We start from the raw sequence: 24,714 nt of genomic DNA on the forward strand, positions 1-24,714 counted from the left end.
GAGTGGCGCAGCCGGTGGACGGGAGAGGGCCGCCCGCGGAATTCTGAACGATTCATGAGAAATGTGTCCGGCAGGCTGCGGCATGCTCCGGAGGCGAGCGATGGTGCCGGTGCGCGGGCATGCTCGCCGTACTGTCCGTGGGCTATACGGGGGGGGACAGCGGGCGTACGGGGGCGCAAGGGGCCCCGGGCGCGACTGCGCTTACCGTCACGACGGGATCCGCGGCGCCGCCGCGCCGTATGCCCCGCGGCGCAGGTCAATCGGTCTTCATGTCCTGCGGAATGCGTTCCAGCAGCCCCCGCAGATCGTCGGCGTGCTCTTCCTCCTGCGCCAGCAGATCTTCGAATACGCGTCGTGTGGTCGGGTCGCCGTCGCCCAGCCATTTCGCGATTTCCGTGTACGAGGCGATGGCCACGCGTTCGGCCACCAGGTCTTCCTTGATCATTTCCAGCAGGTCGTCGCTGGCGTCATAACCGGCGTGCGCCCGCTGCGTCAGGGTTTCCGGGTTGAAGTCGGGCTTTCCGCCGAGCTGGACGATGCGCTGCGCCACCTTGTCGGCGTGTTGCTGCTCCTGCGTGGCGTGTTCCAGAAACTCTGCGGCGACCGGCTCCGAATAGAGACCGGAAGCGGTGTAATAGTGCCGCTTGTACCGCAGGGTGCACACGATCTCCGTGGCCAGCGCCTCGTTCAGCACCTGCAGAACGCGCTCCAGATCGGCTCCGTACGCTTCGGTGACCGGTCCCTTTTCGATCTCGCGGCGGGCGCGCTCGCGGTGGGTGGTGATGTCGGTGAGAAAGTCAGCCACGGTCTTCCTGCCCTTCAGTTCTCCTGGGGTGGACAGCACTGCGCGCCGGGAATTGCGCTCCGTCGGCACCGCCGGTCAGTATGCCAATCGAGCCGACAACGGACACCATTCCGTCGGCCGTGTGGCGTTTCGGCGCATCCCGCCTCACTCCATGAAGTCGTCCAGGCTCGTCGCCGCGCTGATCAGCGCGAGATGGGTGAATGCCTGCGGGAAATTCCCCAGACCCACCAGAACGAGCAGGTCGAGAAGGTCCCCTCCGTTCCGTCCAGGCCGTCGGGGGACACTTTCGGGTCGTAGCGGAAGACCAGACTGTCCGCGACGAGGTTCTCGCCGATTGCCTGCACGGTGGAGCGGAATCGCGGATCGTCCGGCGACAGAAACTTGACCATGGGCATCACGAGGAGCGAGGCGTCCAGAATGCACTCCGGTTCCTGCCCCGCGTCACCACTGAGAGCTGGACAAAGGTCTGTTCCTGCGCGTTCCAGCCCTGTTCCATGATCTGGTGGTAGATCTTGTCGCGTTCCGCCATCCAGCGGCCCACATCACCCGGCAACCCGCGCTGCCGAGCTATTCGGATCATGCGCTCCACCGCTACCCAGCACATCAACCGCGCGTAGGTGTGCCGCTGTTGCCCGGCTCGGGTCTCCCAGATTCCCGCATCGGGGCTGTCCCAGTGCTCCAGAAGCCAGTCGAGAATGGCGCACAGATCCATCCAGCCAGCTGATGAAGGCCTGCGCCTCGCGGGTGAAACCCAGGCGCAGCAGGGCGTGGAGGGAAAGGGACGCATCGCGGATCCAGACATAGCGATAGTCCCAATTCCGTTCACCGCCGAGCTGTTCGGGAAGCCCGAGGGTCGGTGCGGCGACGATCGCTCCGGTGGGTTCGTGGGTCAGGAGTTTATGCCCCGGCGGAGGGGGCTCATGAGCTGGGGCTGTGGGGGCCTGGGGGCGGGGGCTCGGGGCTCACGGTCCTCGCTCGGCAGGACAGCCATACCCTCGGGCCGTACCTACCGCTCCCTCCCCTCAACCGTCCGCAAGGTCGGATCGAAGAGGGACGGTAACGGTGATGGATTTGCCATCGGCCGTGGGGACGATCACGACACAGGACGTGAGTTTCTGGATCATCGGCCAGCCATATCCGCCGACCCCGAACTTTTCCGGTCCGATGGCCGTAGCGGGATGGCGGGGGCTGCGATCGGCGACCGTCAGTTCCAGGAGACCGGCCGCGATCCGGACGGAGAAGGCGGCGACGCCACCGCCATGGCGCTGGGCATTGGTGACCAATTCCGAGGTGACCAGCAGTGCGTCGATCGTGGAGAGTTCATCGACCTGCGGACGGTGCGCGTTCAGCAGCTCATGAACGCGGTCCCGGGCATCCGCCGCTTTGTTCACCGGGGTCTGCTGCGTGCCCGTCACACCTCTCACCTCACGCCCGATCGACCACAACGCCTGGAACTCACCCGCCGCCCCCTGCGAGGGCCACGCAAAAGGCTACTTCGACGAGAAGGTTCTTTGACGGCTTCCCCAGACCATGGAGTTCACGCAACACACTCCACGACTCGCCACCGAGACACCGACAACGCCCCTGACCTCATCATCAACAGCCCGCAGCGGAACCGGCCGCACCTGACTCGGTGAAGGACGTCACAGGAACGACACCGCCGAACGCACCGGCTGCGCCCGACATACGCCACGGGACCAGAACCCCACGGGCCGGGCAGGGCAGTGCGCACCAGGCAGCGCCGGGCGAAGGGGCCGCCCCTAAGCGGCAGCCCGCCCTGGCGACCAACCCCGGCAGCCCCGCACCGCACCGCACCGCCGCAACCACAACACCCCTCACACCAAAGGAAATCCACCGAAATAGACCCCGACCTGGTGCAGATAATCCGTATTGCTCTCCTGCCCGGCACTCTCGAATTCGGGCGCACCCTTGATCTCGTCCTTGGTGCGGCCCACGTAAACCCTCTGCTCCTGCTGATCAATGCCGGTCACGACGCCGGCCGGCAGCACAACGCGCCGTCCGAGGATCCACGGCCCCGTATCGACGACCAAGTGCGCGGAATCCACCTCATCAGAATGCTTGTCGACCTTGCCGATGCCTCCATCGACAGCTTCGACACTGAACCCCGCAAGGTCCGTGCCCGCCCGGTACCCGGAATCGGGAAGGTATCCCCAGACATTGGCACTCATACGACATCCCTTCCACGCGACGCAAAACCAGAATCCGCCTCGCCGCCACTCCCCCACAAAGGGAATCAGGCACGAAGCCTCTCCGCTTCGCCGGTCAACCCGACAGTGCCCTGCTGCCCCGAACCCGGTACCCAAAACAGCACCCGCCTGATTCCCCTTCCCACCCCGAACCCTTTACCGGGCAGACATCGCCCCACCCCCAACCACCTCTCAGCAAGCAAGCCCAAGCCCAGGCAGGCCAGAAATCCCCCAACCCCTCGTCCACCCACACAGAAATTCACCGCCCCCGACGGGACGAAAGCCCTCCCACCCACCACGCCAATGGCGGACCCGGCGCAACACCTGGCGCGCACTCCCCCACGCCACAAGCACCGCAAGATCAGCGAGCCCGCCGACGCGCAGAAGCATCCGGCCGGTGCCCTCCCAAGAGCAGCACCACACAGACGGGGTCACCGACGTCACACCCGGACCCGCCCCACGAACCCTTTACGCCACCTTGCCCCGATTTACCCCGCCCGCGCCTCCACGCCACCACCCCCTGCATCCCCCTCAAAGCCGGACCCTTTGAATGATTAAAGTGGCGGGGCAGTACCATATGAGCACCGCCTAGCTCGAAAGATAAGCCTGTGACTGTCAATGACGACTCGTTCACCAACTGGAAGACTCGCGAGGAGATCGCGGAGTCGATGATCCCGATCATCGGGAAGCTGCACCGGGAGCAGGACGTCACGGTCCTGCTTCACAGCCGCTCCCTGGTGAACAAGTCGGTGGTCAGCATCCTCAAGACCCACCGCTTCGCCCGGCAGATCGCCGGTACGGAGCTGTCGGTCACCGAGACGATGCCGTTCCTCCAGGCACTCACCTCACTCGATCTCGGCCCGTCCCAGATCGACATCGCCCTGCTCGCCGAGACCTACCGGACCGACGACCGCGGCCTGTCGGTGGAGGAGTTCACCGCCGAGGCCGTCGCCGGCGCCACGGGTGAGAACAAGATCGAGCGCCGCGAGTCGCGCGACGTCGTGCTCTACGGTTTCGGCCGCATCGGCCGCCTCGTCGCCCGTCTGCTCATCGAGAAGGCCGGCTCCGGCAACGGCCTGCGGCTGCGCGCCATCGTCGTCCGCGGCGGCGGCGACCAGGACATCGTCAAGCGCGCCTCGCTGCTGCGACGTGACTCCATCCACGGCCAGTTCCAGGGCACGATCACCGTTGACGAGGCGAACAGCAAGATCATCGCCAATGGCAACGAGATCAAGATGATCTACTCCGACGACCCGACGACGGTCGACTACACGGAGTACGGCATCAACAACGCCATCCTCATCGACAACACCGGCAAGTGGCGCGACCGCGCGGGCCTCTCGAAGCACCTCCGCCCCGGCATCGAGAAGGTCGTCCTGACGGCACCGGGCAAGGGCGACGTCCCCAACGTCGTGCACGGCGTCAACCACGACATGATCAAGCCGGACGACCAGATCCTGTCCTGCGCGTCCTGCACCACCAACGCGATCGTCCCGCCGCTGAAGGCGATGGCGGACGAGTACGGCGTCCTGCGCGGTCATGTGGAGACCATCCACTCGTTCACCAATGACCAGAACCTGCTGGACAATTACCACAACTCGGACCGCCGCGGCCGCTCGGCGCCGCTCAACATGGTGATCACCGAGACCGGTGCCGCCTCCGCTGTCGCCAAGGCGCTGCCCGACCTCCAGGCGACCATCACGGGCAGCTCGATCCGCGTGCCGGTGCCGGACGTCTCGATCGCGATCCTCAGCCTGCAGCTCGGGCGCGAGACCACTCGCGCGGAGGTCCTCGACTACCTCCGCGACGTCTCGCTGACCTCGCCGCTCAAGCGCCAGATCGACTTCACCACGGCCCCCGACGCGGTCTCCAGCGACTTCATCGGCTCACGCCACGCCTCGATCGTCGACGCCGGCCCCACCAAGGTCGAGGGCGACAACGCCATCCTCTACCTCTGGTACGACAACGAGTTCGGCTACTCCTGCCAGGTCATCCGCGTCGTCCAGCACGTCTCCGGCGTGGAATACCCGACGTACCCGGCCCCGGCGGCCTGATCGAGACGAGCTGATCGCGGCGAGCTGTCCGATCCGTCGCCCCGGCAGGCGGGGCGACGGAGGGCGGTGCGGTGGGGGCAACCGGTGCCGGTGGGCGGCCGGTTGCCCTTCCGCCACTGGATGGGCACCCAGTCATCGCCGCCCCCAGCTGAACTCTTGCGGACGCCCCGGTGAAAGTAGTTCGGTCCGGGATGAAAGTGGACTGATGCTGGCTAGTGTCCGCTGCCATGAAACCCATACGCACAGCGGGCGGGCTCTGTCTCGCGCTGCTGTTTCTTGTGTTGGGCGTTGGTGCCCAGCCTGCTTCGGCGCATGTCTCGCGTGAGCATGCCGAGCTTGTGGTCGCTACCGGTGATCACGTCACCAGTGGCCGTCTGATCGTGCACCGCGATGTGGTGTCCGCCGCCGATGCCGGGGCCTGGGCGGCCAAGGTGCTGCCGGCCGGCTGTCCGGCCACCGGGTCGGGGGTGCCCGGGGACGATGGTGGGGTCCCGGGCGGTGTGGTGATCGAGATGGCGTGGAGTTGCCACCTGGACGCGCTCGACCTGAGTGCGCTGTTGGAGAAGGGCGGGCTGACGCAGGTCGTCGTCGAGTTCGACGGGACGGCGGTTGATGCCTCCGCGGACAAGCCCCTCGTCGATGCCAAGGGCGCCCATGCGCTGCCGGCGTTCCCGTGGCTCACCGTCGCGCTCGTGGCGGCGGGTGGGGTCGTGCTCGTGCTCGTCGCCCGGTCGTTGCCGTCCCTGCTCCGTGGGCTGCGCACCAGCCGCCGTTTCCAGGTCGCGACCGCCGGAGTCATCACCCTGTCCTGCTTCGCGCCGCAGGCCGCGTTCGCCGATGACGCGGCTCCGGAAACCGTCACCGTCAAGGGCAGCGTTTTCCGGGACGACAATGGCAACGGCAAGCGGGACAAGGGCGAGCGGCCCATGGCCGGGGTCGATGTCACCGACGGCGCCACATGGGCGACCACCGGCGACGACGGCTCGTACACGCTGAAGGTCGATCCGGCGCGACGCGAGACGGATCTCGTCAGCATCGTCTCGCCCGACGGGTACACCCCGGCGCTGCGCAAGGACTACATTCCGCAGTTCTTCCACAAGGTCCCGGAGACCGGTGGCAGTGGCATCGACTTCGCGCTCGTGCCGGACCGCAACGCCTCCCGTCCCACCGAGAAATGGGTGATGAACTCCGACCCCGAGGTCGGCAACCGCACCGATGCCGAGGCCCGCACGGCACTGCCCCAGTGGACCGGACAGGTGCGGGCGATGTCGGAGGTCGACGGGGCGACGATGCAGATCGCGACCGGGGACCTGACCGTCACGGACTACGCGGAGGAGCCGCGCCGTCAGGGCGCGTATGACCTGTTCAGCAAGGGACTTGAGCAGGGGCGGCTGGGCCACCCCTTCTACCCCGTGATGGGCAACCACGACTTCGGCGGCACGGCCACGTCCAAGGGCTATGCGGGCAGCCTGGAGTACTACCGCCGCAACCTCGCGCCCGAGTGGTACAGCTTCGACCGCAACGGCCGCCACATCGTGGTGCTGGAGGACAACTACGACGCCAGCGGGCTCGCACCGCAGCTGGAGTGGCTGCGCCAGGACCTGGCCCGGCACGCGGTCGGCAAGCAGGTGTTCGTCTTCGCGCACCGCTCGCTGTTCACCCAGTGGGGCCCCGGCGCGGGCATGCAGCCGACCGTCGACGAGCTGGCCAAGTACGACGTACGGATGGTCGCGGCCGGGCACAACCAGCAGGCGGAGTTCCGGCGCGGCGCCTTCAAGCGGGCCGTCGAGATCAACAATCAGGGCACCTACGGCATCGATGGCGCCCACCCCGACTACAAGGTGCTCGACTTCCACGGGATCACCGACGATCCGCACACCCCCCGCAACGAGGACACCGGTCATGTGACGGGTATCCACCGGCAGTTCGACGTCGATGACGACGCCGCCCTGGTCAGCCCCGCGCAGGGCAGCGTCCACGGCGCGCGGGCCGGGGTGCCCGTCGAGATGTACGCGGAGGACGACGGCCGTACCCCGGCGAAGGCCACGCTGACCGTGCGGGACGGCGGGGGCCATGTCGTGAAGCGGACGAACACGCGGTTCGGCACCGGAGCCGCCGAGCCCGGCATCCAGAACTGCTATACCCCGCCCGGCGGCAAGGCCGAGCCCTGCCCCGACGCACGCGGGGCATGGACCCGGGCGAGCGGCGCACCGCTGCACGGGCTGCGGCCCGGCACCTACACCACCGAGGCGACGGCGTACGACACCCAGGGCAAGGCGTTCCCGGTGCAGAAAAGCACCTTCGACGTCGTGGCGGACTCCCAGTTGGCCAAGCCGAAGACCGGGCAGGACTGGCTGCGGCAGGGCCGCGACGAGGCGGGGCGCTCCGCGAGCGGCGACAACCCGGGCGACCGGCTCGACCTCAAGTGGACCCAGCACACCGGTGAGCAGTTCAACCTGAACGGCTCGGTGGTCGCGGACGGCAAACTGATCGTCTCCTCCCGCGCCTTCGACTCCCCGTACAGCATGATGCTCGCGTACGACCTCGCATCCGGCCGCGAAATCTGGCGTACCTACCTGGACGGCGACGCCGAATCGGTGCCGACCCTCCACGACGGACGGGTCTATCTGACGACCGGCGTCGGACGGATCTACGCACTGGACGCCAAGAACGGGAAGGTCGCCTGGGAGTCGATCGACCGTGAGGAGACCCACGGCGACACCGTGCGCCGCTACGGGCGCGCGGGCGGACCGGTCAGCGTCTTCCCGCTCGCCGGCAAGGACCGTACGGTCGCCGTCTACCAGGACGCGGACACCATCCGCTGCCGGGACGCCAAGACCGGCGGACGGCTGCCGGGCGGCTTCAAGGCCGCGATGTCCTGGGGCCAGGCACACAGCACCGCCATCCGCGAGCCCGGCTCCAACACCGCCTATCTGCACTCCATGTCGAGCAACACGGTCATCGCGATGGACCTCGCGACCTGCACCCAGACCTGGTCGAAGGACACCGCGGGCGACATCGACAGTCACTCCTCGCCCGTACTGACGCAACCCGCGTCGGGCCCGGCGAAGCTGGTGACGTTCACGGCGTACGGCGTCCGCGGGCACGATCCGAAGACGGGCGAGGTGACCTGGGAGTCCAAGCTGGGCGGCGGCAGCACCTGTGAACCGGGGAAGGCCCCGCTCACCAGCCCCGCCGTGTGGGGCGACACCGCCTATGCCGCGGGCCGCGACGGTGTCGTACGCGCCTATGACACCAGCGCGTCCGATCCGTCGAAGCCGGTGTGGGAGACCAAGGCCGGATATCTGCCGGGCAAGAGCCCGCTGGACGACCCCTGGCGGGTCGCCATGGGCTGCAAGGCCGGGGCGGGATCACCCACGATGCATCCGCTGGTGACGAAGTCCCTGGTGTACGTGGGGACATGGGACGGCCGTCTGCTGGTCCTCGACCGCGCCACCGGCAAGCAGCGGGCCGCGTACAACCTTGGCGGCGGAGTGGCTTCGGCGCTCTCCGTCAGCGGTGACTGGGTCGTCGCCCTCACGGACGACGGCACGGTCCACGCCCTGGCCGCGCGCCGGGACTGAGAGAGGAAGCATCACCGTGCGATCACTCCGCACCGGGGTGCTGCTCCTGTTGGCCGCCGTCCCCGTGCTGCTCTTCGGCAGCGCGGGGACGGCGCAGGCGCACCCCTTCGGCACGCCACCCGTCGTCAGAATCACGGCGCACGGTCCGGTCGTGGACGCGTCCTGGTCCGCGCAGAAGGACGATGTCGCCGTCCTGAAGAAGCATTCCGGCGGCGAGGTGGCGGGATATCTGCGCACGCACCTCGTCGTACGCCAGGACGGGGCCCGCTGCCGTGTCGCGACGGCGGCCGGTAGGAAGCTCCGCTTCGTCTGCCCCCACCCGGTGGACCGGATCAGCCTGTCCGTCACCGCGCTGACGGACATCAACCCCGCCTACCGCACGCTCTCCGTGACGGACCGGGGCGGCGGCGGACTGCACACGGCGAAGGAGCCCACCCGGGAGCTCTCCCTCGTATCCGGCGCATCGGGTGCATCGGGTGCATCGGGTGCCGAGGCCAACTCGCCTTCCCCGGGCGGGATATGGACCACCGACCTGGCGTCGCTGCTGGACCATGGCGCGGCGCTTCCGACGGCGCTGCTCGTGGCGGCGGCCGTGGGCGCGCTCCATGCCTGTGCGCCGGGACACGGCAAGTCGCTGGCCGCCGGATACCTCGTGGGCGGCCGGGGCCGGCCCCGCGACGCGGTGTGGCTCGGCGGGATCGTCGCCGTGATGCACACGCTCTCGGTCGCGGTCCTGGCCGTCGGCTGGTGGCTGGTGTCGAAGGGCACGCCGGACGTGGCGGCGCTCACGGGATGGCTGCAACTGCTCGCGGCGCTGGTGGTGGTCGGGGTGGGCGTACGGCTGCTGCTCAAGCATCTGCGGCACCGGGGGCGTGGTGAGGGCGAGGTGCCTGGGCGGGCGCATCGCGGGTCGGGGCACGGCGGTGGTCGTGATCACGGGCACGGGCACGGGCATGGTCATCAGCACGGGCACGCGCACGGTGACGGTCATGATCACGGTGACGCGCGTGATCACGGGCACAGTCACCACATCCCCGACGCCCCGTCCCTGCTCACCTGGCGGGGCATCGTCCTGCTCGGCGCGGCCGGCGGTCTGCTGCCCTCGCCCTCGGCGTTCCTCGTCCTGCTGGCCGGGCTGCTCACCGGCAAGGTGGCCGTGGCCCTCGCGATGGTGGCCGCTTTCGGTGCCGGGATGGCCCTGACGCTCACCGGCGTCGGACTGCTCGTACTGCGCGGTCGTGACGCCCTGCTCGACCGCCTCTCCCGCTCACGGGCGCTGCGCACCTGGACCCTGCGGGTTCCGGTGTTCGCGGCCTCGGCGGTGGTGGCCGGCGGCACGCTGGCCTCGGCACTGGCGGCGGGCCAACTCCTGTCACCGTGAGCCCCGTTCACGCGCCCCACCCGGCTCGCACGGGTGGGGCTCCGCCGCGCCTCGGCTCTTTGGAAGTCAGGACAGCCGGCTTCGTACGGAGATCAGGCCGCCCGGTACGGAGCGCCATCCACCGGGAGGTCTTCAGGGAGGTCCGGGTCCGGGAGTTCTTCCTCCGCCCAGACGATCTTGCCGTCGGCCGTGTAGCGGGTCCCCCAGCGCAGGGCCAATTGCGCGACGAGGAAGAGGCCGCGGCCGCCCTCGTCGGTGGTCCGTGCGTGGCGCATACGGGGTGCGCTGCTGCTGGCGTCGGAGACTTCGCAGATGAGCGTGTCCTGCCGGATCAGGCGCAGCCGGATGTGTCCGTCGCCGTAGCGGATGGCGTTGGTCACGAGCTCGCTGACGATCAGTTCGAAGGTGAAGAGCAGGCCGTCCAGTCCCCAGGCGGTGAGGCACTCGGCGGTCAGGGCGCGGGCGTCCGCGACGACCGACGGGCGGGAGGTCAGCTCCCAAGTAGCCACCTGATCCTCGTGGAGGGCATGGGTACGGGCGAGGAGCAGGGCGACATCGTCGTCGGGACCGCCGGTGAGCACCGTGTCGAGGACGGTTCCGCAGAGGTCGTCGAGCCGCGCGTCCGGGGAGGCCAGGGCGGTACGGAGCCGGGTCAGGCCCAGGTCGATGTCCTGGTCGCGGGTCGCGATCAGGCCGTCGGTGTACAGGGCGAGGACGCTGCCGTCGACGACCTCGAATTCGGCGGATTCGAAAGGCAGGGCGCCCAGGCCGAGCGGAGGTCCGGCGGGCAGGTCGGGGAAGCTCACCGAGCCGTCCGGGGTGATCACCGCGGCAGGGGGGTGACCGGCGCGGGCCATCGTGCACTTCCGCGTGGCCGGGTCGTAGACGGCGTACAGACAGGTGGCGCCGAGCGCGGCGGGCGTCAGCGACGGATCGGCGGTCTGCTCCTCGTCGATCAGGCGCAGTACGAGGTCGTCCAGGTGGGCCAGCAGCTCGTCCGGCGGAAGGTCGATGTCCGCCAGGGTGCGCACGGTGGTGCGCAGTCGTCCCATGGTGGCCGCGGCGTCGATCCCATGGCCCACGACGTCCCCGACGACCATGGCCACCCGGGCGCCGGACAGCGGGATCACGTCGAACCAGTCGCCGCCCGCGCCATCGGAGGCATGGGCGGGCAAGTAGCGCCAGGCGATATCGAGGGTGCTGCCGCCGGTGAGACTGCGCGGGAGCAGGCTGCGCTGCAGGGCCAGCGCGGTGCTGTGCTGCCGGGTGTAGCGGCGGGCGTTGTCGAGACTCACCGCGGCGCGGGCCACGACCTCCTCCGCGAGCAGCAGATCATCCTGCTCGAACGGATCGCGCAGCTGCCAGCGGATGAACCGGACGACGCCCAGCACCTCGCCGAGGGCCCGGACCGGGACCAGGATCAGGGAGCAGTAACCGAACTCGTGGATCTTCGCGGCGCGGGCCGGGTCGGTGGCGAACCAGCTACTGGTGGACGCACCCGGCATGGCCTCCAGACGGGAGCGCCCGTCCTGCATGCACTGCCTCTCGGGTGAGTGCGGATGGAAGTCCACGGCCTCCCCGGTCGCCGCGACCGACTCGGGGCAGCCCGCGTTGATCGACTGCTGGCCCGCACGGCGCATCCGCGGCGGATGAAGGTGCGCCCCGGGACGCGGTGTGTCACCACGGATCACCGATTCCAGGAGGTCGACGGCGACGAAGTCGGCCAGCCGCGGCACGCTGATGTCGGCCAGGGTCTGCGCGGTGTGCATGACATCCAAGGTGCTGCCGGTCTGCGCGCCGACCTCGTTCAGCAGCGCCAGCCGGTCCCGGGCCCGCCAGCGATCGGTGACGTCGAGCACCATGAAGGACACCCCCAGCACCCGGTTCTCGGCGTCATGGAGCCGGAAAACGGACAGCGAGTAGGCATGCGGCCGATGCGGATGCGCCTTCGTGCCGCCCCGTATCAGGTGATCGACCAGCGGCTGCCCGGTATCGAGCACCTCCCGCGTACGCGACTCGACCTCCTCGACATCCAGCCGGAGATCCAACACGGGCAACACATCCCGCAACCGCTTGCCCAGCCGCTGATCACGGGGAACGCCACCGAGCCGCTCCAGAGCCTCATTCACCCAGACAAACCGCAGCTCCCGGTCCAGCACAGCCATCCCCGCCGGCGAAAGAGCAAGAATGCGCTCCACCATCGCCAGATCCGCATGCCACCACTCCCCCACCGCCCCCGGCCCGACCGACCCCGGGCTACGGCCGGCTGCACCTGCACCCTCGGAGATATCCATGCGCACTACACCGTCGTCCGTAAGAGGCAGCGCCTGACCCGCCTGACCCACCGGACCGGCCAAGCCGTAGCAGTCGCTCCTGAGTCAAGGGTCTCACTGGGGCGGGGAGTCGTCGCTGTGGGTTTTTTGGGGGCGCGCCTCCTTGAGGTGGCGCAGCACTGAGGCCCGATGCGGACTCATCGAACGGATCGCCATGCAGTTTCGCCCCGTCGGCATGTCAGTGCGCGGTAAGGGGCATATCAGCCCGTTCGTGAACCATTACTCGCATTCGCAGCCCGAGCAACAGCGCGTACAAGGGAGGCAGCGGAGATGAGTAACGGATGCCATACGGCAGTGTCCGTGGACACGTCTGTGATCGACGCCCTCTACGGGGAGGGAGGCTCGGCATCGCGCCCGGCGCGGTGTCGTGCCGTCCTGCACCAGGGGATGGCGGACCGCCGCTGGACCGGCTCTCCTCATGCCGTGCTGACCCTGCCCTCGCGCGACACCTATGTGCGCGCGTGTCGCGGCTTCGCCACGCAGGTGCTCCGCCGCTGGGGGGTTTCCGAAGCGGCGCGGGACTCCGCCGTGCTCGTCATCGACGAGCTCGCCGTCAATGCCGTACAGCACGGCCATGCCGACACGACGGTCCTCCTGGCCAGGGCCGGGGACATGCTCTTGATCTCCGTCACCGACTCAGGGGCTGTGGTGCCGCATTCCCTGGAGGGCGTGAACAGCGACGAGCACGGGCGCGGTATGGGGATCGTCGAGTTCCTCACGGAGTGGTCCGAGGTACGTCACACCGCGGCGGGGCGCCGGGTGCGCGTGGGCCTGCGCATCGTCGGCCAGTGAGACCTGACCCGGCGCCGCGTCGCTTCCCTGTGGTGCCTCACACGACGACGGCGCCGGCCTCAACTCCGCAGAGGTGCCTGCCGGAAGGCCCCGCGGGGCGGGTGTCAGCCGCCCGTCAGTGCGGTGTCAGCGCTTCCTCAGCCCGGTCGTGACGATAAGGCTATCCGGCTTCGGCGCACGCGACCTCGGTCGCAGGTGGTGCGGCGGGCCGCTGTCCCCGAAGGAGAGGTGGAGCATGGCGATTGATCCGGTCATTCTCAATCTGCGGAGCTGGATCAGCGACAATGCCGATCACTTTCGGCCGCCGGTAGGTAACAAGGAGTTGTGGAAGGAGGGTTCCCAGTTCATTTTCATGGTGTCCCGGGGGCCCAACGCACGCAACGACTTCCACATCAGCCCGAGCGACGAGATCTTCTATCAGCTCACCGGTGACATACGGGTCGACTACCGGCGTGAGGACGGACGCACCGAGAGCGTCACCGTCCGCGAGGGCGATGTTTTCCTGATGCCCGCGATGGTGCCGCATTGCCCGATGCGCCCCGAGGGGACCTGGGGAGCCGTCATCCAGCGGGTGCGCACCGAGCAGGAACCCGATTGCCTTCTCTGGTACTGCAAGAGCTGCGGCGACCGGCTCTACGAGACGTGGTTCGGCCTGGAGGACATCGAGGTCCAGGTCACGGCCACCATCGAGCGGTTCAACGGCAGTGCGGAACTGCGCACGTGCACGAACTGCGGCGCCGTGCACGACGTTGCGGAGCCGTTCGTGATGCCGCAGCACGCAGATGCGGTCGGCGGAGGACGGAGGGAGTCGCGGTGAAGCATCGTCAGATCAGTCAGGGCGTCGTCACCGACCAGGCAGTGCCACGTGGCAGGTATCCCCATGTCCGGCGGGCCGGCGACTTCGTGTATGTCTCGGGCATCAGTTCACGACGTGCGGACAACACCCATGTCGGCGCGGTGGCCGACGAGTTCGGCACCGTGAAGCTGGATATCCGCGCGCAGACTCGCGCAGTGATCGAGAACATCGCAGAGATACTCGCTGCCGCCGGCTCGGGTCTCACCGACATCGTCGATGTCACCAGTTTCCTGGTCAGCATGGCTGATTTCGCCGGGTACAACGAGACATACGCGGAGTTCTTTGATTTCGACGGCCCCACTCGCACCACCGTGGCCGTCCACCAACTCCCGCATCCGCACCTCCTGATCGAGATGAAGGTCATCGCCTTCAGTCCGGCAGAGGGCTCGCGTTAATACACCTGGCTCACCAACCGAAGGAGGATTGACCCATGGGTGCACGCACAGCACAGCAGTACTTGGCGGGCCTCAACGACGGCAGGGAGGTCTGGATAGGCGGGGAATCGGTCAAGGACGTCACCTCCCACCCCGCCCTGCGGCGCGGAGCGGATTCGATCGGTGCCTGGCTCGACCGGCAGCATGAAGCGGGGCTGCGGGACGTTCTCACCTTCGCCTCCCCCGAGTCCGGCGATCGCGTGGCAATGTCCTTTCTGCGCCCCGTGACACAGGAGGAGCTGCGCCTGCGCTCCGCCGCCTTCCTGGAAGCCGCACGGTGGAGTGGCGGAATGCTGGGGCGCACCCCCGACTACCTCAACTCCTCGTTCATGGCTCTGGCCGCCGCGTCGGAATTCTTCACCGCGGTCAATCCCGAGTTCGGGCGGAATATCCAGGCGTACTTCCGCCACCTGCGGGAGAACGACGTGGTGCTCACCCACACCCTGGTCAATCCCTCGGTCAATCGACGACTGACCGATCAGGGGATCCCCAGCGAACAGGTCGCCCTGCACATCGTCCGGCACACCGACCGCGGCATCGTGGTGCGCGGGGCACGGCTCCTTGCCACTCTCGGTCCGCTCGCCGACGAACTGGTGGTGTTCCCGTCCACCTCGTTGAAGGATGACCCGTCGTCGACCCGCTACGCCTTCGCCTTCGCTGTGCCCTGTTCCACCAGGGGTCTGCGGTTTCTGTGCCGGGACAGCTACGACACAGGACGGCCGGCTTTCGACGCCCCGCTCTCCGCCCGCTTCGAGGAAATGGACTCGGTCGTCGTCTTCGACGATGTCGAGGTCCCGTGGGAACGGATATTCCTGCTGGAGGACCCGCTCTCCTGCAACACGGTGCATTCCGCCACCAACGCGCTGATCCACATGATGCACCAGGTGGTCTGCAAGAACATCGCGAAAGCCGAGTTCATGGTGGGGCTCCTGTGTGCCATGACCTGGGCCAACCAGCGTGACCGCGCCCCGCAGACACAGGCACAGATCGCCGAGGCGATGTGCGTGGTCGAAATGATGAAGGCCTGTCTGACCGCGAGCGAGGCCGACGCCGAGGTCGACCAGTGGGGAACGATGACGCCCGACAGGATGCCGCTGGACGCCGCCCGCAACGTCTTCCCGCAGCAGTACCAGCGGTTGGTTGAGCTCGTCCAGCTTCTCGGCTCCAGCTCGCTGATGGCCACACCCGCCCAGGCCGACCTGACCTCGGCGATCGCCGGTGACATCGACACCTACTTCGCGCTGGAGAACCTGGAGGCCCCCCAGCGCATCGGCCTCTTCCGGCTCGCCCAGGACGTCGCCGTATCGGGCTTCGGCGCACGGCAGGCGCTCTACGAGCGCTTCTTCTTCGGCGCGCCGGAACGCGTGGCGACCATGCTGTTCCAGGCGTACGACAAGGAACCTCTCACCAAAAGGATCTTCGACTTCCTCGGCCGCCCGGACGGCCTCATCGACCCGGCGGACGGCGCAGGCCGGCGGGGCACGGCATCGGAGGCCGCTGATGGACACTGACTCCTTCCGCCGGGCGATGGGCAGCTTCCCCAGCGGCGTGACCATCGCGACCACCACCGATCCGGCCGGCCAACCGTGCGGCATCACGGTCAGCGCCTTCTGCTCGGTGTCCCTGTCGCCTCCGCTGGTCCTGTTCTGTCCAGCGGTGTCCGCCCGGTCACACGACGTGCTGAGGGACGCCGAGCGGTACGCGATCAATGTGCTGCGCCCCGAGCACCGCACACTCGCCATGCGGTTCGCGACGGCCGGCACGGACAAGTTCGCCCGAGCGGGGTTCCGCGCCGAGGGCGGAGTTCCCGTCCTGCCCAGCGCCCTGGTCAGCGTGGTGTGCCGGGCATCGGACCGGTACGACGCCGGTGACCACAGCATCCTCGTCGGCGAGGTCGAAAGCGTGCACGTGAACGACGGGCAGCCCCTGGTGTACTTCGATCGCGAGTTCCGCGAGCTGTCTCCGGCACCGCTCCTCGCGCCACCGGGCCGTGTGGACCGCTACCGCGACCGGCCGCTCTTCGACACGGACGGTACCGACGAAAGCCATGCCGCGTGACGAGGTGGCCGCTGACCGGGGATGTCATTACCCTTTTCGCATGCGAGTTCAGCTGCTCGGCCGACTCGAAGTCCGCGAGGGGGAACGGCTGCTTCCCCTTGAGGGACCCCGGCAGCGGACCCTGCTGGCCCTGCTCGCGCTGCACAGCGGAACGGTCGTCTCCACCGACCGCATCCTCGCCGAGGTCTGGGGCGAAGACGCCCCCTCGCACTCGGCGAACGCGATCCAGGCGCAGATCTCGCGGCTCCGGGCGCTGCTGGGCAGCGAGCGGATCGTTACCGCGAGCGGCGGCTACACACTCGACATGGCCCCCGAGGACATCGACGTCTACCGGTTCGAGGCCCTGGTGGCGGCCGGGCGCACGGCGCAGAAGTCCGGTGAGGCGGCGGCTGCCGCCGCCACGCTGTCCGACGCGCTCGCCCTGTGGCACGGGCCCGCCCTCGCCGATGTCCTGGACATGGATTTCGCCCGGACCGAAGCGGGGCGCCTCGACGAGATGCGGCTCATCGCCCTGGAGAGCCGCATCGAGGCAGACCTCGCCGTAGGCCGTCATGCCGAGGTCGTCCCGGAGCTGTCCGCTCTCACCGAGGCACACCCGCTCCGGGAGCGCTTCTGTGCCCTGCTCATGGTCAGTCTGTACCGCGCCGGCCGGCAGGCCGAAGCCCTGGGTGCGTTCCGCAAGGCCCGCAGCCATCTCACCGACGAACTGGGCGTCGATCCGAGCGACGAACTCCAGCAGCTGGAACAGCAGATCCTGATCCACGACGCGAGCCTGCTGGGCCCGGCTTCCTCACCGTCCCTCCAGGTAGCAGGCCCCTCCGCACGCGCCACCGGCAACCTCCGAGCCCCCTTGACGAGCTTCGTGGGACGTCATGAAGCGCTCGGCCAGGTGCGTCAGTTCATCCGGTCATGGCGACTGGTCACCTTGACCGGGCCGGGCGGGACCGGGAAGACGCGGCTCGCTCTGGAAGCGGTCGGTGCGGCAGAGCTGCCGCTGCCGGACGGCGTGTGGGTGGTGGAGCTGGCCCCGGTCTCCGAACCGGACAGGGTGGCCGGCGCGATCTTGCAGGCTCTCGACGTCAGGTCGCAGCCTTCTCCCACCATGCAGGCGACGCCCGCTCCGGGCACCGTACGGCCCGCCGTCGAGCGCCTGCTGCAGTACCTCCAGCAAAAGCAGCTGTTGCTGGTGCTGGACAACTGCGAACATCTCGTCGACGCCGTCGCCGAGCTGGCGGAAGCGCTGCTCCGCGACTGCGGACAGCTGCGCATCGTCACGACGAGCCGGGAGCCGCTGGGCGTCCCCGGGGAGATGCAGCTGCCCGTGCCGCCCATGCGGTATCCGGGTGCGGCCGAGGAGGACCCGGAGGCCATCGCCGGCTACGAAGCGGTGCAGCTCTTCGTGGAGCGCGCCCGTGCCATCAGTCCCGGCTTCGGTGTGTCCGGACAGAACGCCGTGGCGACCGGGGAGATCTGCCGCCGGCTGGACGGGATTCCGCTGGCGATCGAACTCGCCGCCGCACGTACCAAAACCCTGTCCGTCATGGAGATCACTCGCGAACTGGCCGACCGCTTCGGCCTGCTGACGGGAGGCTCCCGCACCGCGGCCGCGCGCCACCGCACCCTGGCGGCCATGGTCGACTGGAGCTACGAGCTGCTGTCCCCGGCGGAGCGAACGGTCTTCGACCGGCTCTCGGTGTTCTCCGGCGGCTTCTCCGTGGACGCGGCAGCGGCGGTGTGCGCCGGCCTGCCGGACATGGAGGCGGCGGCGGTGCGCGACTGCCTCGATCGCCTGGTCAACAAGTCCCTGGTCACCGTTGAGGTGGGAACGGGCGACCGCGCGCGGTACGAGATGCTGGAGACGATGCGCGAGTACGGCTCCGCGCGACTGCACGCCAACGGTGAATACGGAAAGGCGCGCGACCAGCACGCCGAGTACTTCCTCGCGGTCGGTGAGGAGGGCGGCAGGCAGGTGCGCGGTCCCGACCAGCCCGAGTGGCTGGCCACCCTGCAACGCGAGACGGGCAACCTCGACACGGCCCTGGACTGGCTGCTCGGACGAGGACGGGCCGAGCCGGCGCAGCGTATGGCAGGCGCTCTCGCCTGGTACTGGTGGATCCGCGCCGACCACCAGAACGGCATGCGGCGGCTGCTCGCCGCGCTTGCTCTGGACGGCCGCGAAACGTCCCCGACCGTCTACGCGACCGCTATTGCCTGGGCGTCCCACCTCGCTCAGAACGCGCATGACCTCGACACCGCCGTGCGCCTCGGCCGGCAGGCTCTGGACGTCGGAGCGGCGGCCGGCAGCTCCGACGCCGATCTCGCCCTCGCCTCGGCATTCCTCGCTCACGCGCTGATGCGTCAAGGACACCACGACGAGGCCGCACCGCATATCGCCCGCGCCTTCGACGGGCTGGACGAGGCCACCGACCACTGGGTGCTGGCGAGTTCGTACATCGTCGCCGGTCTCGGTGTGTTCTGGCAGGGCGATGTGGAACGGGCCACCGAGCTGTTCACCCACGCCCTGACGCACTACCGCCTCAGCGGCGACCAATGGGGAGTGCTGCGCGCTTTGTTCCGCCTCGGCGCGGTCAACGAGTGCCGTGGCCGCTACCACGACGCCACGGCGCTCGCCGAAGAAGGGCTCGACCTCGCCCGGAGCCTCGGGCTGGCCGAGATGGTCGCGGCACGACTGGCCGACCTGGGGCGGCTCGCCATCCTCCGCGGCGACCCCGGCGCTGCGCGTGACCTGCTGCACGAGTCGTTGAACACCGCTGCCTGGATCGGCGCCGAGGAGCCCACTGTCGGCGCCCGGAACAGTCTCGGCATCCTGGCGCGGGGCGAGAAGGATCTGGAGCGTGCCAGGGCGCTGCACGCCAGTGCCCTGGAGTCCTACGAACGGATGGCGCTCTCCCGGGAGGCGGGGCTGTCCCGCGTCTGCCTGGGGCTGGTGCTGCTCGATCTCGCGAAGACGGCAGAGGCACAAGGGCACTTCGAGAGCGCCGCCGCAACCGCCGAGACGGTGCACGACCCCTGGACGCTGGCCATGGCATTCGAGGCCCTGGCCCAGACGGTGGTCCGGACCGACCGGACGCGCGCCGCCGCACTGCTGGCGCGGGCCGCGCGGATCCGCGACGACACCGGGATGCCCACCCCCACCTGGCTGGCCGACGACGTGGACCGTACCGCTAGGGCTGTGGAGCGCTCGGCGCCACCGCCACCGCCACCGATGCCGAACCCAGCGACTCGACCACCGTGCGCACCAGGGTCCCCGGACGCAGCGGAACCGCCGCGGTAGCACCCCCGGCGAGTACCACCCACCCCGCCTTCAGCGGCAGCCCGGCCCGCCCGGCCAGCCGCGCGGCGGCCACCAGCGACCGCCAGGGATCACCCAGGATCGACGCGGTCGACCCGGCCTCGGCGACCCGGCCGTCGACCTCCAGCAGCACCCCGCGGCAGTCCAGAGACGACGGCACGGCCTGCCACGCGCCGAGGACGAATCCGGCAGCGGAGGCGTTGTCGGCCACGACGTCCGCAAGGGTGAAACGGAAGTCCGCATAGCGGGAGTCGATGATCTCCAAGGCGGGGGCGACCGCGGCCACGGCCGAGGTGATCGTTTCCGGTGGCGCGCCCGGAGGTATCTCACGTTCGATCAAGAAGGCGAGCTCCGGCTCGACGCGCGGATGGATGTAGCGGGCCGGTGCGACCCGGCTCCCCTCCGGGACCAGCATGGCGTCGGTCAGCCGTCCCCAGATGGCTTCGTCCACGCCCATCTGCGCCATCTTCTGCCGGCTGGTGAAGCCCATCTTCACGCCGACCAGGCGCTCTCCGCGCTTCAGCCGCCGGGCGACGGCCCATTCCTGCACCGCGTAGGCGTCCGCGACGCTCAGCTCGCACTCCTCCGAGGGCTGCCAGGTGGCCTCCCCCTGCCGGGCGGCCTCGTCGAGCCGCGCGGCCAGCCGTTCGTTCTGTGCCGTCATGGGTGAATTCCCTTCGCGAACACCGCTCGTACCGAACCGAGCCCGGAGACGTGTGCTTCGTAGACGGTGCCGGCCGTGACCCGGATCATGGGGCCCAGAGCACCGGAGAGGACGACGTCGCCGGCGGAGAGCGGGTAAGCGGTCCTGGCCAGTCGGCGGGCCAACCAGACCACGGCATTCACCGGGTGACCCAGACAGGCCGCGCCCGCTCCCACGGACAGTGGTTCGCCACCGGCCAGAATGACCGCTCCGCTCTCCCGCAGTTCCAGTCCCTCCAGACGGCGCGGGGACCCGCCCAGAAGAAACAGGCCGCTGGAGGCGTTGTCAGCGACGGTGTCGACGATGTCGATGTCCCAGTCGGCGACCCGTGAGTCCACCACCTCGATCGCCGTCACCACGCATGCGGTCGCGCGCAGGACGTCGGCCGTCGTCGTCCACTCATCGGAGAGGCCGGCTCCCAGGACGAAGGCGACCTCCACCTCGATGCGCGGGTCGATCAACCTCGTGAGGTCGATTTCCTCGCCGTCACACACCGCCATGTCACCGAACAGCACTCCGAAATCCGGCTGATCAACACCCAGCTGTTTCTGTACTGCCGGTGAGGTCAGTCCGATCTTGCGTCCGACGAGCCGCCGTCCCCCGGACAGCGCTCGTCGCGTGTTCACCTCTTGGACCGCATACGCGGCCTCGATATCTCCACCTCGCAGCAGTGAGCGGACCGGCGCACAGGGCAGATTGCTCGTACGAGCGTTCCAGAGCCGTTGCGCCGCTTCCGCAATGCCGTCGTCGTCAGTGCTCGAAGGCATGCTGAGGGCTCCTTTCGGCGTTGGTGGCAGTCCGGTTTCACGGATCGGACGCTGCCGGCGACATCGTGTGTCCCGGCTCTGATGCCGACCTGACGTGGTGCTGACACAGCGGGCCCGGCCCCTCGTTCGGACGTCAGCACGCCATCAGGTGCCGCTCAGCCCATGGGCTGACCATGGTCCGCACTCGGTCCGGGTTTTCGGGCCGTGCCTCGCCTGTGCTCCCCGGCCGGCGCGCGCCGCGCGCGGTCCTGAGAAGGAGGAGACGTGCATCAGCTGGTACGCCTGGGCAATGAGGTCGAGCAGGCCCTGCGGGAAGGCCGGCCGGTGGTGGCGCTGGAGACCACCGTCATCAACCACGGGCCGCCGTATCCGGGGAATCTGGAATGGGCTCTGGATATCTGCCGGGCGGTCCGCGAGGGGGGCGCCACACCCGCCGTGATCGGCGTCGCCCAGGGGCACTTCCTCGTCGGGATGACCGGGAGCGAACTCGACCGGTTCGCCGTCACCAAGGACATCCCCAAGGCCAGTGCGCGGGACCTCGGGCCGGTCCTGGCCTCCGGTGGTCTCGGGGCCACGACCGTGGCCTCGTCCTTGCTCATCGCCGACGCCGCCGGGATTCCGGTGCTGTCCACCGGAGGTCTCGGAGGAGTGCACCGCAATGCCCCGGTCACCTTCGACATCTCCGCGGACCTGCTCCAGTTGACGCGCAGTCAGGTAGCGGTGGTGTGTGCGGGCGCCAAGAGCATCCTCGACATCGGCCGCACCCTGGAGTACCTGGAGACGCTGGGGGTGCCGGTCATCGGCTATCGCTGCAAGGACTTCCCGGCGTACTACAGCACGTCCAGCGGGTTCCCCAACCCTCAGCGGGCCGACGAGCTCACGGCCCTGGCCGCGGCCATCGACCTGCACTGGAGGGCCGGGGCAACGGGATCGGCGGTCGTCACCGCACCCATCGACGCCGCGGACGCCCTGGACGGTGCCCGCATCGAGCGGGCTGTCCACCGCGCACTGCGGGAGGCCGAACAGGACGGTGTGCACGGGGCAGCGGTCACTCCGTACCTGCTGAAGTCGGTGTCCGCGGCCACCGGGGGACGCAGCGCGGCGGCGACCCGTGCCGTACTGATCGGTTCGGCACGGCTCGCCGGGCAGGTCGCCGGCGCCCTTGCCGACCGCCAGGAAGGTGCGCCGCGCCAACCGTGATCGCGGGGAGGGACGGCAGGCCGGCTACGACCTCCCCCAGGGCCGGAACAACAGAAACGCCCACGGATATCCAAGCCGGCGAGTCAGCCTCGGGATTTTGCGCATAACGGCCGTGATGCGCGCTGCCGCATCACCGTAGTGGAAGCGAGTCACCGCATGAACAGCCCCATGGACACAGCGATTCCGGGCCGGCGCCGTCTCCGGGCCGCCCCCTCCGCACGCACGGCAACGCTGATCACGAGTTGCCTGGCCGTCTGCCTCGCCCAGATCGCGCTGGCCATGCCCGCGACCTTGAACGGGCTCTTCCAGGAGAGCCTGCACCCGGTCGGCTCCCAGCTCACCTGGATATCTGACGCGTTCCTGCTGCCGGTGACCGTACTGGAGCTGACCTTCGGCGTCCTCGGGGACCTGTTCGGCCGCAAGCGGCTGCTGGTCGGCGGCGCGGGGCTGCTGGCGGTCAGCGAGCTGGTGGCCGCGACCGCCAACGGCATCCCGCAGTTGTGGGCAGGGCAGTTCCTCGGCGGCCTCGGCGCCGCGGCCCTGTTCCCCACCACCCTCGCCATGGTCGCGGCCGGCACCCATACGCCACGCGACCGGGCCCGGGGCATCGCGGTCTGGACCGCGTCGCTCTCCACCGGTGGCTTCCTCGCCCCCGTACTCGGCGGGGTTTCCGGAACGTACGGCTCATGGAAGATCTCCTTCGTGATCGTCGCAGCCCTGGCCGTGCTCGTCGCCCTGGCCTGCTGGCTGTGGGCGGCGGACTCCAGCGCACCGGAAGGACGCTCACTGGACTGGGGTGGCCAACTCACCGTCCTCATCGGCATGTTCGCTCTTGTCTACGCGGTGATCCAGGGCCCGGCCGACGGCTGGTCCTCCCCCTCGGTGGTCGGTGCGTTCATCATCGCCACAGTGTTCATGGTGCTGTTCGTCTTCGCGGAGCGCCGGGCCCGCTCGCCCCTGCTGCGGCTGGACTTGTTCCGCAACCGGTCATTCGCCGTCGTCTCGATCATCACGGTGGTCGGCATGTTCAGCTTCCTCGGCACCGCCTACGCCACCAGCATCCGGATGGGGGTGATCCAGCACCAGAGCCCCATGCGGACCTCGGTGGCCTTCGTCCTGCTCGGGGGATTCGCACTGGTCCTCACCCCTCTCGTCTCACGACTGCTGGAGCGGGCGAACCCCCGCTGGCTGCTCTCCGGCGGCCTTCTGCTGATCGCCACGGGAGACTTCTGGATGGCCACGGTGGACATACGCGACACGTCGCTCGGCGTCCTGTTCGCCCCCTTGGGACTGGTGGGTATCGGCTACGCGTTCAGCGTCGCCTCGCTCACCGCGGTCACCGTGAACACGGTGCCGCTCCGCTACGCCGGCATGGCCAGCGCGTCGACAAGCCTGCTCCGGGACTTCGGCTTCACCCTCGGCCCGGCCCTCATCGGCGCGGTCGCACTCGGCCACGCCGCCTCGGCATTCCGGTCCGGACTGACCGCGTCCTCGCTCGACCCAGCAGTGAAGACCGCCGCCGCAGAGGTCGCCCATACAGGCGGCCCACTGGCGGCGAACTCGGTTCCGCCACACTCTGCGCCAGGCCAGGCGATTCCCCTCGCGCGAGAGGCACTCGGCCAGGGCTACTCCCTCGGATACGCCGTCTGCGGAGCGGCCGCGCTGGCCTCCTGCCTACTGGCCGTCTCGGCCATGCGCGGCGTCAGCCGCCAGCCCCATGGCACGGAGGACTCGCCCACGGAAGACATTCCGGCGGAGGCGGTCCCGGAGTAGCAGTAGACAGTCAGGTGGTCATTGCAGCTCTTGCAGCTTCGCCGCGGTGGCCGGCGCCGCCAGAGCGCCCACACCACGCATCACACGCACAGGAAAAACCCATCTCAGGCGCTCTTATCCGCCCGCGCAAGAATGACCACACACTCAACGTGGTGCGTCATCGGAATCGCGTCGGCCAGGCTTACATCGAGAGGAACAGCAGGTCAGACGGGGTTTTTCAGCCCAGCGTGCGAAGTCTCAGCTAGCCGGAGCGTCACGGCAGGTAGGGCCGACACTCAGGAGTGCATTCAGCCGCTCCGCGTGCCGCTCAACAGCCCGTGCCGCCGAACCCATGCCCGGCAACAGTAGTGACGGTTACAGAGTTAAGGCGCACCGAGCGCGCTGACGACGCCTTCGGCCGCCTGCGGCCTCGCCCCATACCAGAAGTGTTGGCCACGATCCCACCGATAAGGTT

At 68.9% G+C, this 24,714-nt stretch carries 17 protein-coding genes and 1 pseudogene; 11 read left to right on the forward strand and 7 right to left on the reverse strand.

Annotation, left to right across the window (positions count from 1 at the left end; all coding sequences use genetic code 11):
* Positions 1–256 precede the first annotated feature (256 nt).
* The 4 genes and pseudogenes from STRTU_RS08320 to STRTU_RS08335 form a co-directional block, all read right to left on the reverse strand.
* The gene (locus STRTU_RS08320; protein ID WP_159746778.1) at positions 257–805 is read right to left on the reverse strand and encodes a ferritin-like domain-containing protein; all 549 of its coding nucleotides are present in this window, start codon (positions 803–805) and stop codon (positions 257–259) included.
* Between the two features lie 144 nt (positions 806–949).
* A pseudogene (locus STRTU_RS08325) lies at positions 950–1,704 on the reverse strand (glycoside hydrolase family 15 protein); the annotation flags it as partial.
* Between the two features lie 123 nt (positions 1,705–1,827).
* Positions 1,828–2,220: an ATP-binding protein gene (locus tag STRTU_RS08330; RefSeq protein ID WP_246240260.1), complete on the reverse strand. Its 393-nt coding sequence runs from the start codon at positions 2,218–2,220 to the stop codon at positions 1,828–1,830.
* 420 nt (positions 2,221–2,640) lie between these two features.
* Positions 2,641–2,994, reverse strand: coding sequence for a PRC-barrel domain containing protein (locus STRTU_RS08335; RefSeq protein WP_159742959.1), 354 nt, complete (start codon positions 2,992–2,994; stop codon positions 2,641–2,643).
* A 626-nt stretch (positions 2,995–3,620) separates the two neighbouring features.
* On the opposite strand from STRTU_RS08335, the gene STRTU_RS08340 reads away from it, so the two are divergent.
* The 3 genes from STRTU_RS08340 to STRTU_RS08350 all read left to right on the forward strand — a co-directional run bounded on the left by STRTU_RS08340 (position 3,621) and on the right by STRTU_RS08350 (position 10,031).
* On the forward strand, positions 3,621–5,066 hold the full coding sequence (locus STRTU_RS08340) for a glyceraldehyde-3-phosphate dehydrogenase (protein WP_159742960.1): 1,446 nt from the start codon (positions 3,621–3,623) through the stop codon (positions 5,064–5,066).
* A gap of 227 nt (positions 5,067–5,293) precedes the next feature.
* A complete protein-coding gene (locus tag STRTU_RS08345) occupies positions 5,294–8,650 on the forward strand; it encodes an outer membrane protein assembly factor BamB family protein (protein ID WP_246240262.1) in 3,357 nt (1,118 codons plus the stop codon).
* A 16-nt stretch (positions 8,651–8,666) separates the two neighbouring features.
* Entirely contained in the window at positions 8,667–10,031 is a 1,365-nt protein-coding gene (locus STRTU_RS08350) for a hypothetical protein (protein ID WP_246240265.1), read from the forward strand.
* 92 nt (positions 10,032–10,123) lie between these two features.
* On the opposite strand, the gene STRTU_RS08355 is transcribed toward STRTU_RS08350, so the two are convergent.
* Positions 10,124–12,232 (reverse strand): SpoIIE family protein phosphatase, encoded by a 2,109-nt coding sequence (locus STRTU_RS08355; protein ID WP_308789366.1) that lies wholly within the window; start codon positions 12,230–12,232, stop codon positions 10,124–10,126.
* Between the two features lie 432 nt (positions 12,233–12,664).
* Between STRTU_RS08355 and STRTU_RS08360 the strand changes: the two genes are divergently transcribed.
* The 6 genes from STRTU_RS08360 to STRTU_RS08385 all read left to right on the forward strand — a co-directional run bounded on the left by STRTU_RS08360 (position 12,665) and on the right by STRTU_RS08385 (position 19,799).
* Positions 12,665–13,156: an ATP-binding protein gene (locus tag STRTU_RS08360; RefSeq protein ID WP_159742962.1), complete on the forward strand. Its 492-nt coding sequence runs from the start codon at positions 12,665–12,667 to the stop codon at positions 13,154–13,156.
* 235 nt (positions 13,157–13,391) lie between these two features.
* Positions 13,392–13,973 (forward strand): 3-hydroxyanthranilate 3,4-dioxygenase, encoded by a 582-nt coding sequence (nbaC, locus tag STRTU_RS08365; RefSeq protein ID WP_159742963.1) that lies wholly within the window; start codon positions 13,392–13,394, stop codon positions 13,971–13,973.
* Entirely contained in the window at positions 13,970–14,407 is a 438-nt protein-coding gene (locus STRTU_RS08370; RefSeq protein ID WP_371873574.1) for a RidA family protein, read from the forward strand. The genes nbaC and STRTU_RS08370 overlap by 4 nt, the downstream gene beginning before the upstream one ends.
* A 35-nt stretch (positions 14,408–14,442) precedes the next feature.
* Entirely contained in the window at positions 14,443–15,957 is a 1,515-nt protein-coding gene (gene hpaB / locus STRTU_RS08375; protein ID WP_159742964.1) for a 4-hydroxyphenylacetate 3-monooxygenase, oxygenase component, read from the forward strand.
* Positions 15,947–16,504: a flavin reductase family protein gene (locus STRTU_RS08380; protein WP_159742965.1), complete on the forward strand. Its 558-nt coding sequence runs from the start codon at positions 15,947–15,949 to the stop codon at positions 16,502–16,504. Before hpaB ends, STRTU_RS08380 begins: the two co-directional genes overlap by 11 nt.
* A 40-nt stretch (positions 16,505–16,544) precedes the next feature.
* Positions 16,545–19,799, forward strand: coding sequence for an AfsR/SARP family transcriptional regulator (locus STRTU_RS08385; protein ID WP_159742966.1), 3,255 nt, complete (start codon positions 16,545–16,547; stop codon positions 19,797–19,799).
* Here STRTU_RS08385 and STRTU_RS08390 read toward each other — a convergent pair.
* Complete coding sequence (locus STRTU_RS08390; RefSeq protein WP_159742967.1) at positions 19,690–20,481, reverse strand: 2-keto-4-pentenoate hydratase; 792 nt, start codon at positions 20,479–20,481, stop codon at positions 19,690–19,692. The two genes, STRTU_RS08385 and STRTU_RS08390, sit on opposite strands and share 110 nt — an antisense overlap.
* Complete coding sequence (locus STRTU_RS08395; protein WP_159742968.1) at positions 20,478–21,287, reverse strand: 2-keto-4-pentenoate hydratase; 810 nt, start codon at positions 21,285–21,287, stop codon at positions 20,478–20,480. The genes STRTU_RS08390 and STRTU_RS08395 overlap by 4 nt, the downstream gene beginning before the upstream one ends.
* A gap of 264 nt (positions 21,288–21,551) precedes the next feature.
* On the opposite strand from STRTU_RS08395, the gene STRTU_RS08400 reads away from it, so the two are divergent.
* The gene (locus tag STRTU_RS08400) at positions 21,552–22,487 is read left to right on the forward strand and encodes a pseudouridine-5'-phosphate glycosidase (protein ID WP_159742969.1); all 936 of its coding nucleotides are present in this window, start codon (positions 21,552–21,554) and stop codon (positions 22,485–22,487) included.
* Between the two features lie 168 nt (positions 22,488–22,655).
* Complete coding sequence (locus tag STRTU_RS08405) at positions 22,656–24,260, forward strand: MFS transporter (protein ID WP_159742970.1); 1,605 nt, start codon at positions 22,656–22,658, stop codon at positions 24,258–24,260.
* Positions 24,261–24,714: the final 454 nt, after the last annotated feature.

The sequence above is a fragment of the Streptomyces tubercidicus genome, assembly GCF_027497495.1.
Lineage (GTDB): Bacteria > Actinomycetota > Actinomycetes > Streptomycetales > Streptomycetaceae > Streptomyces > Streptomyces tubercidicus.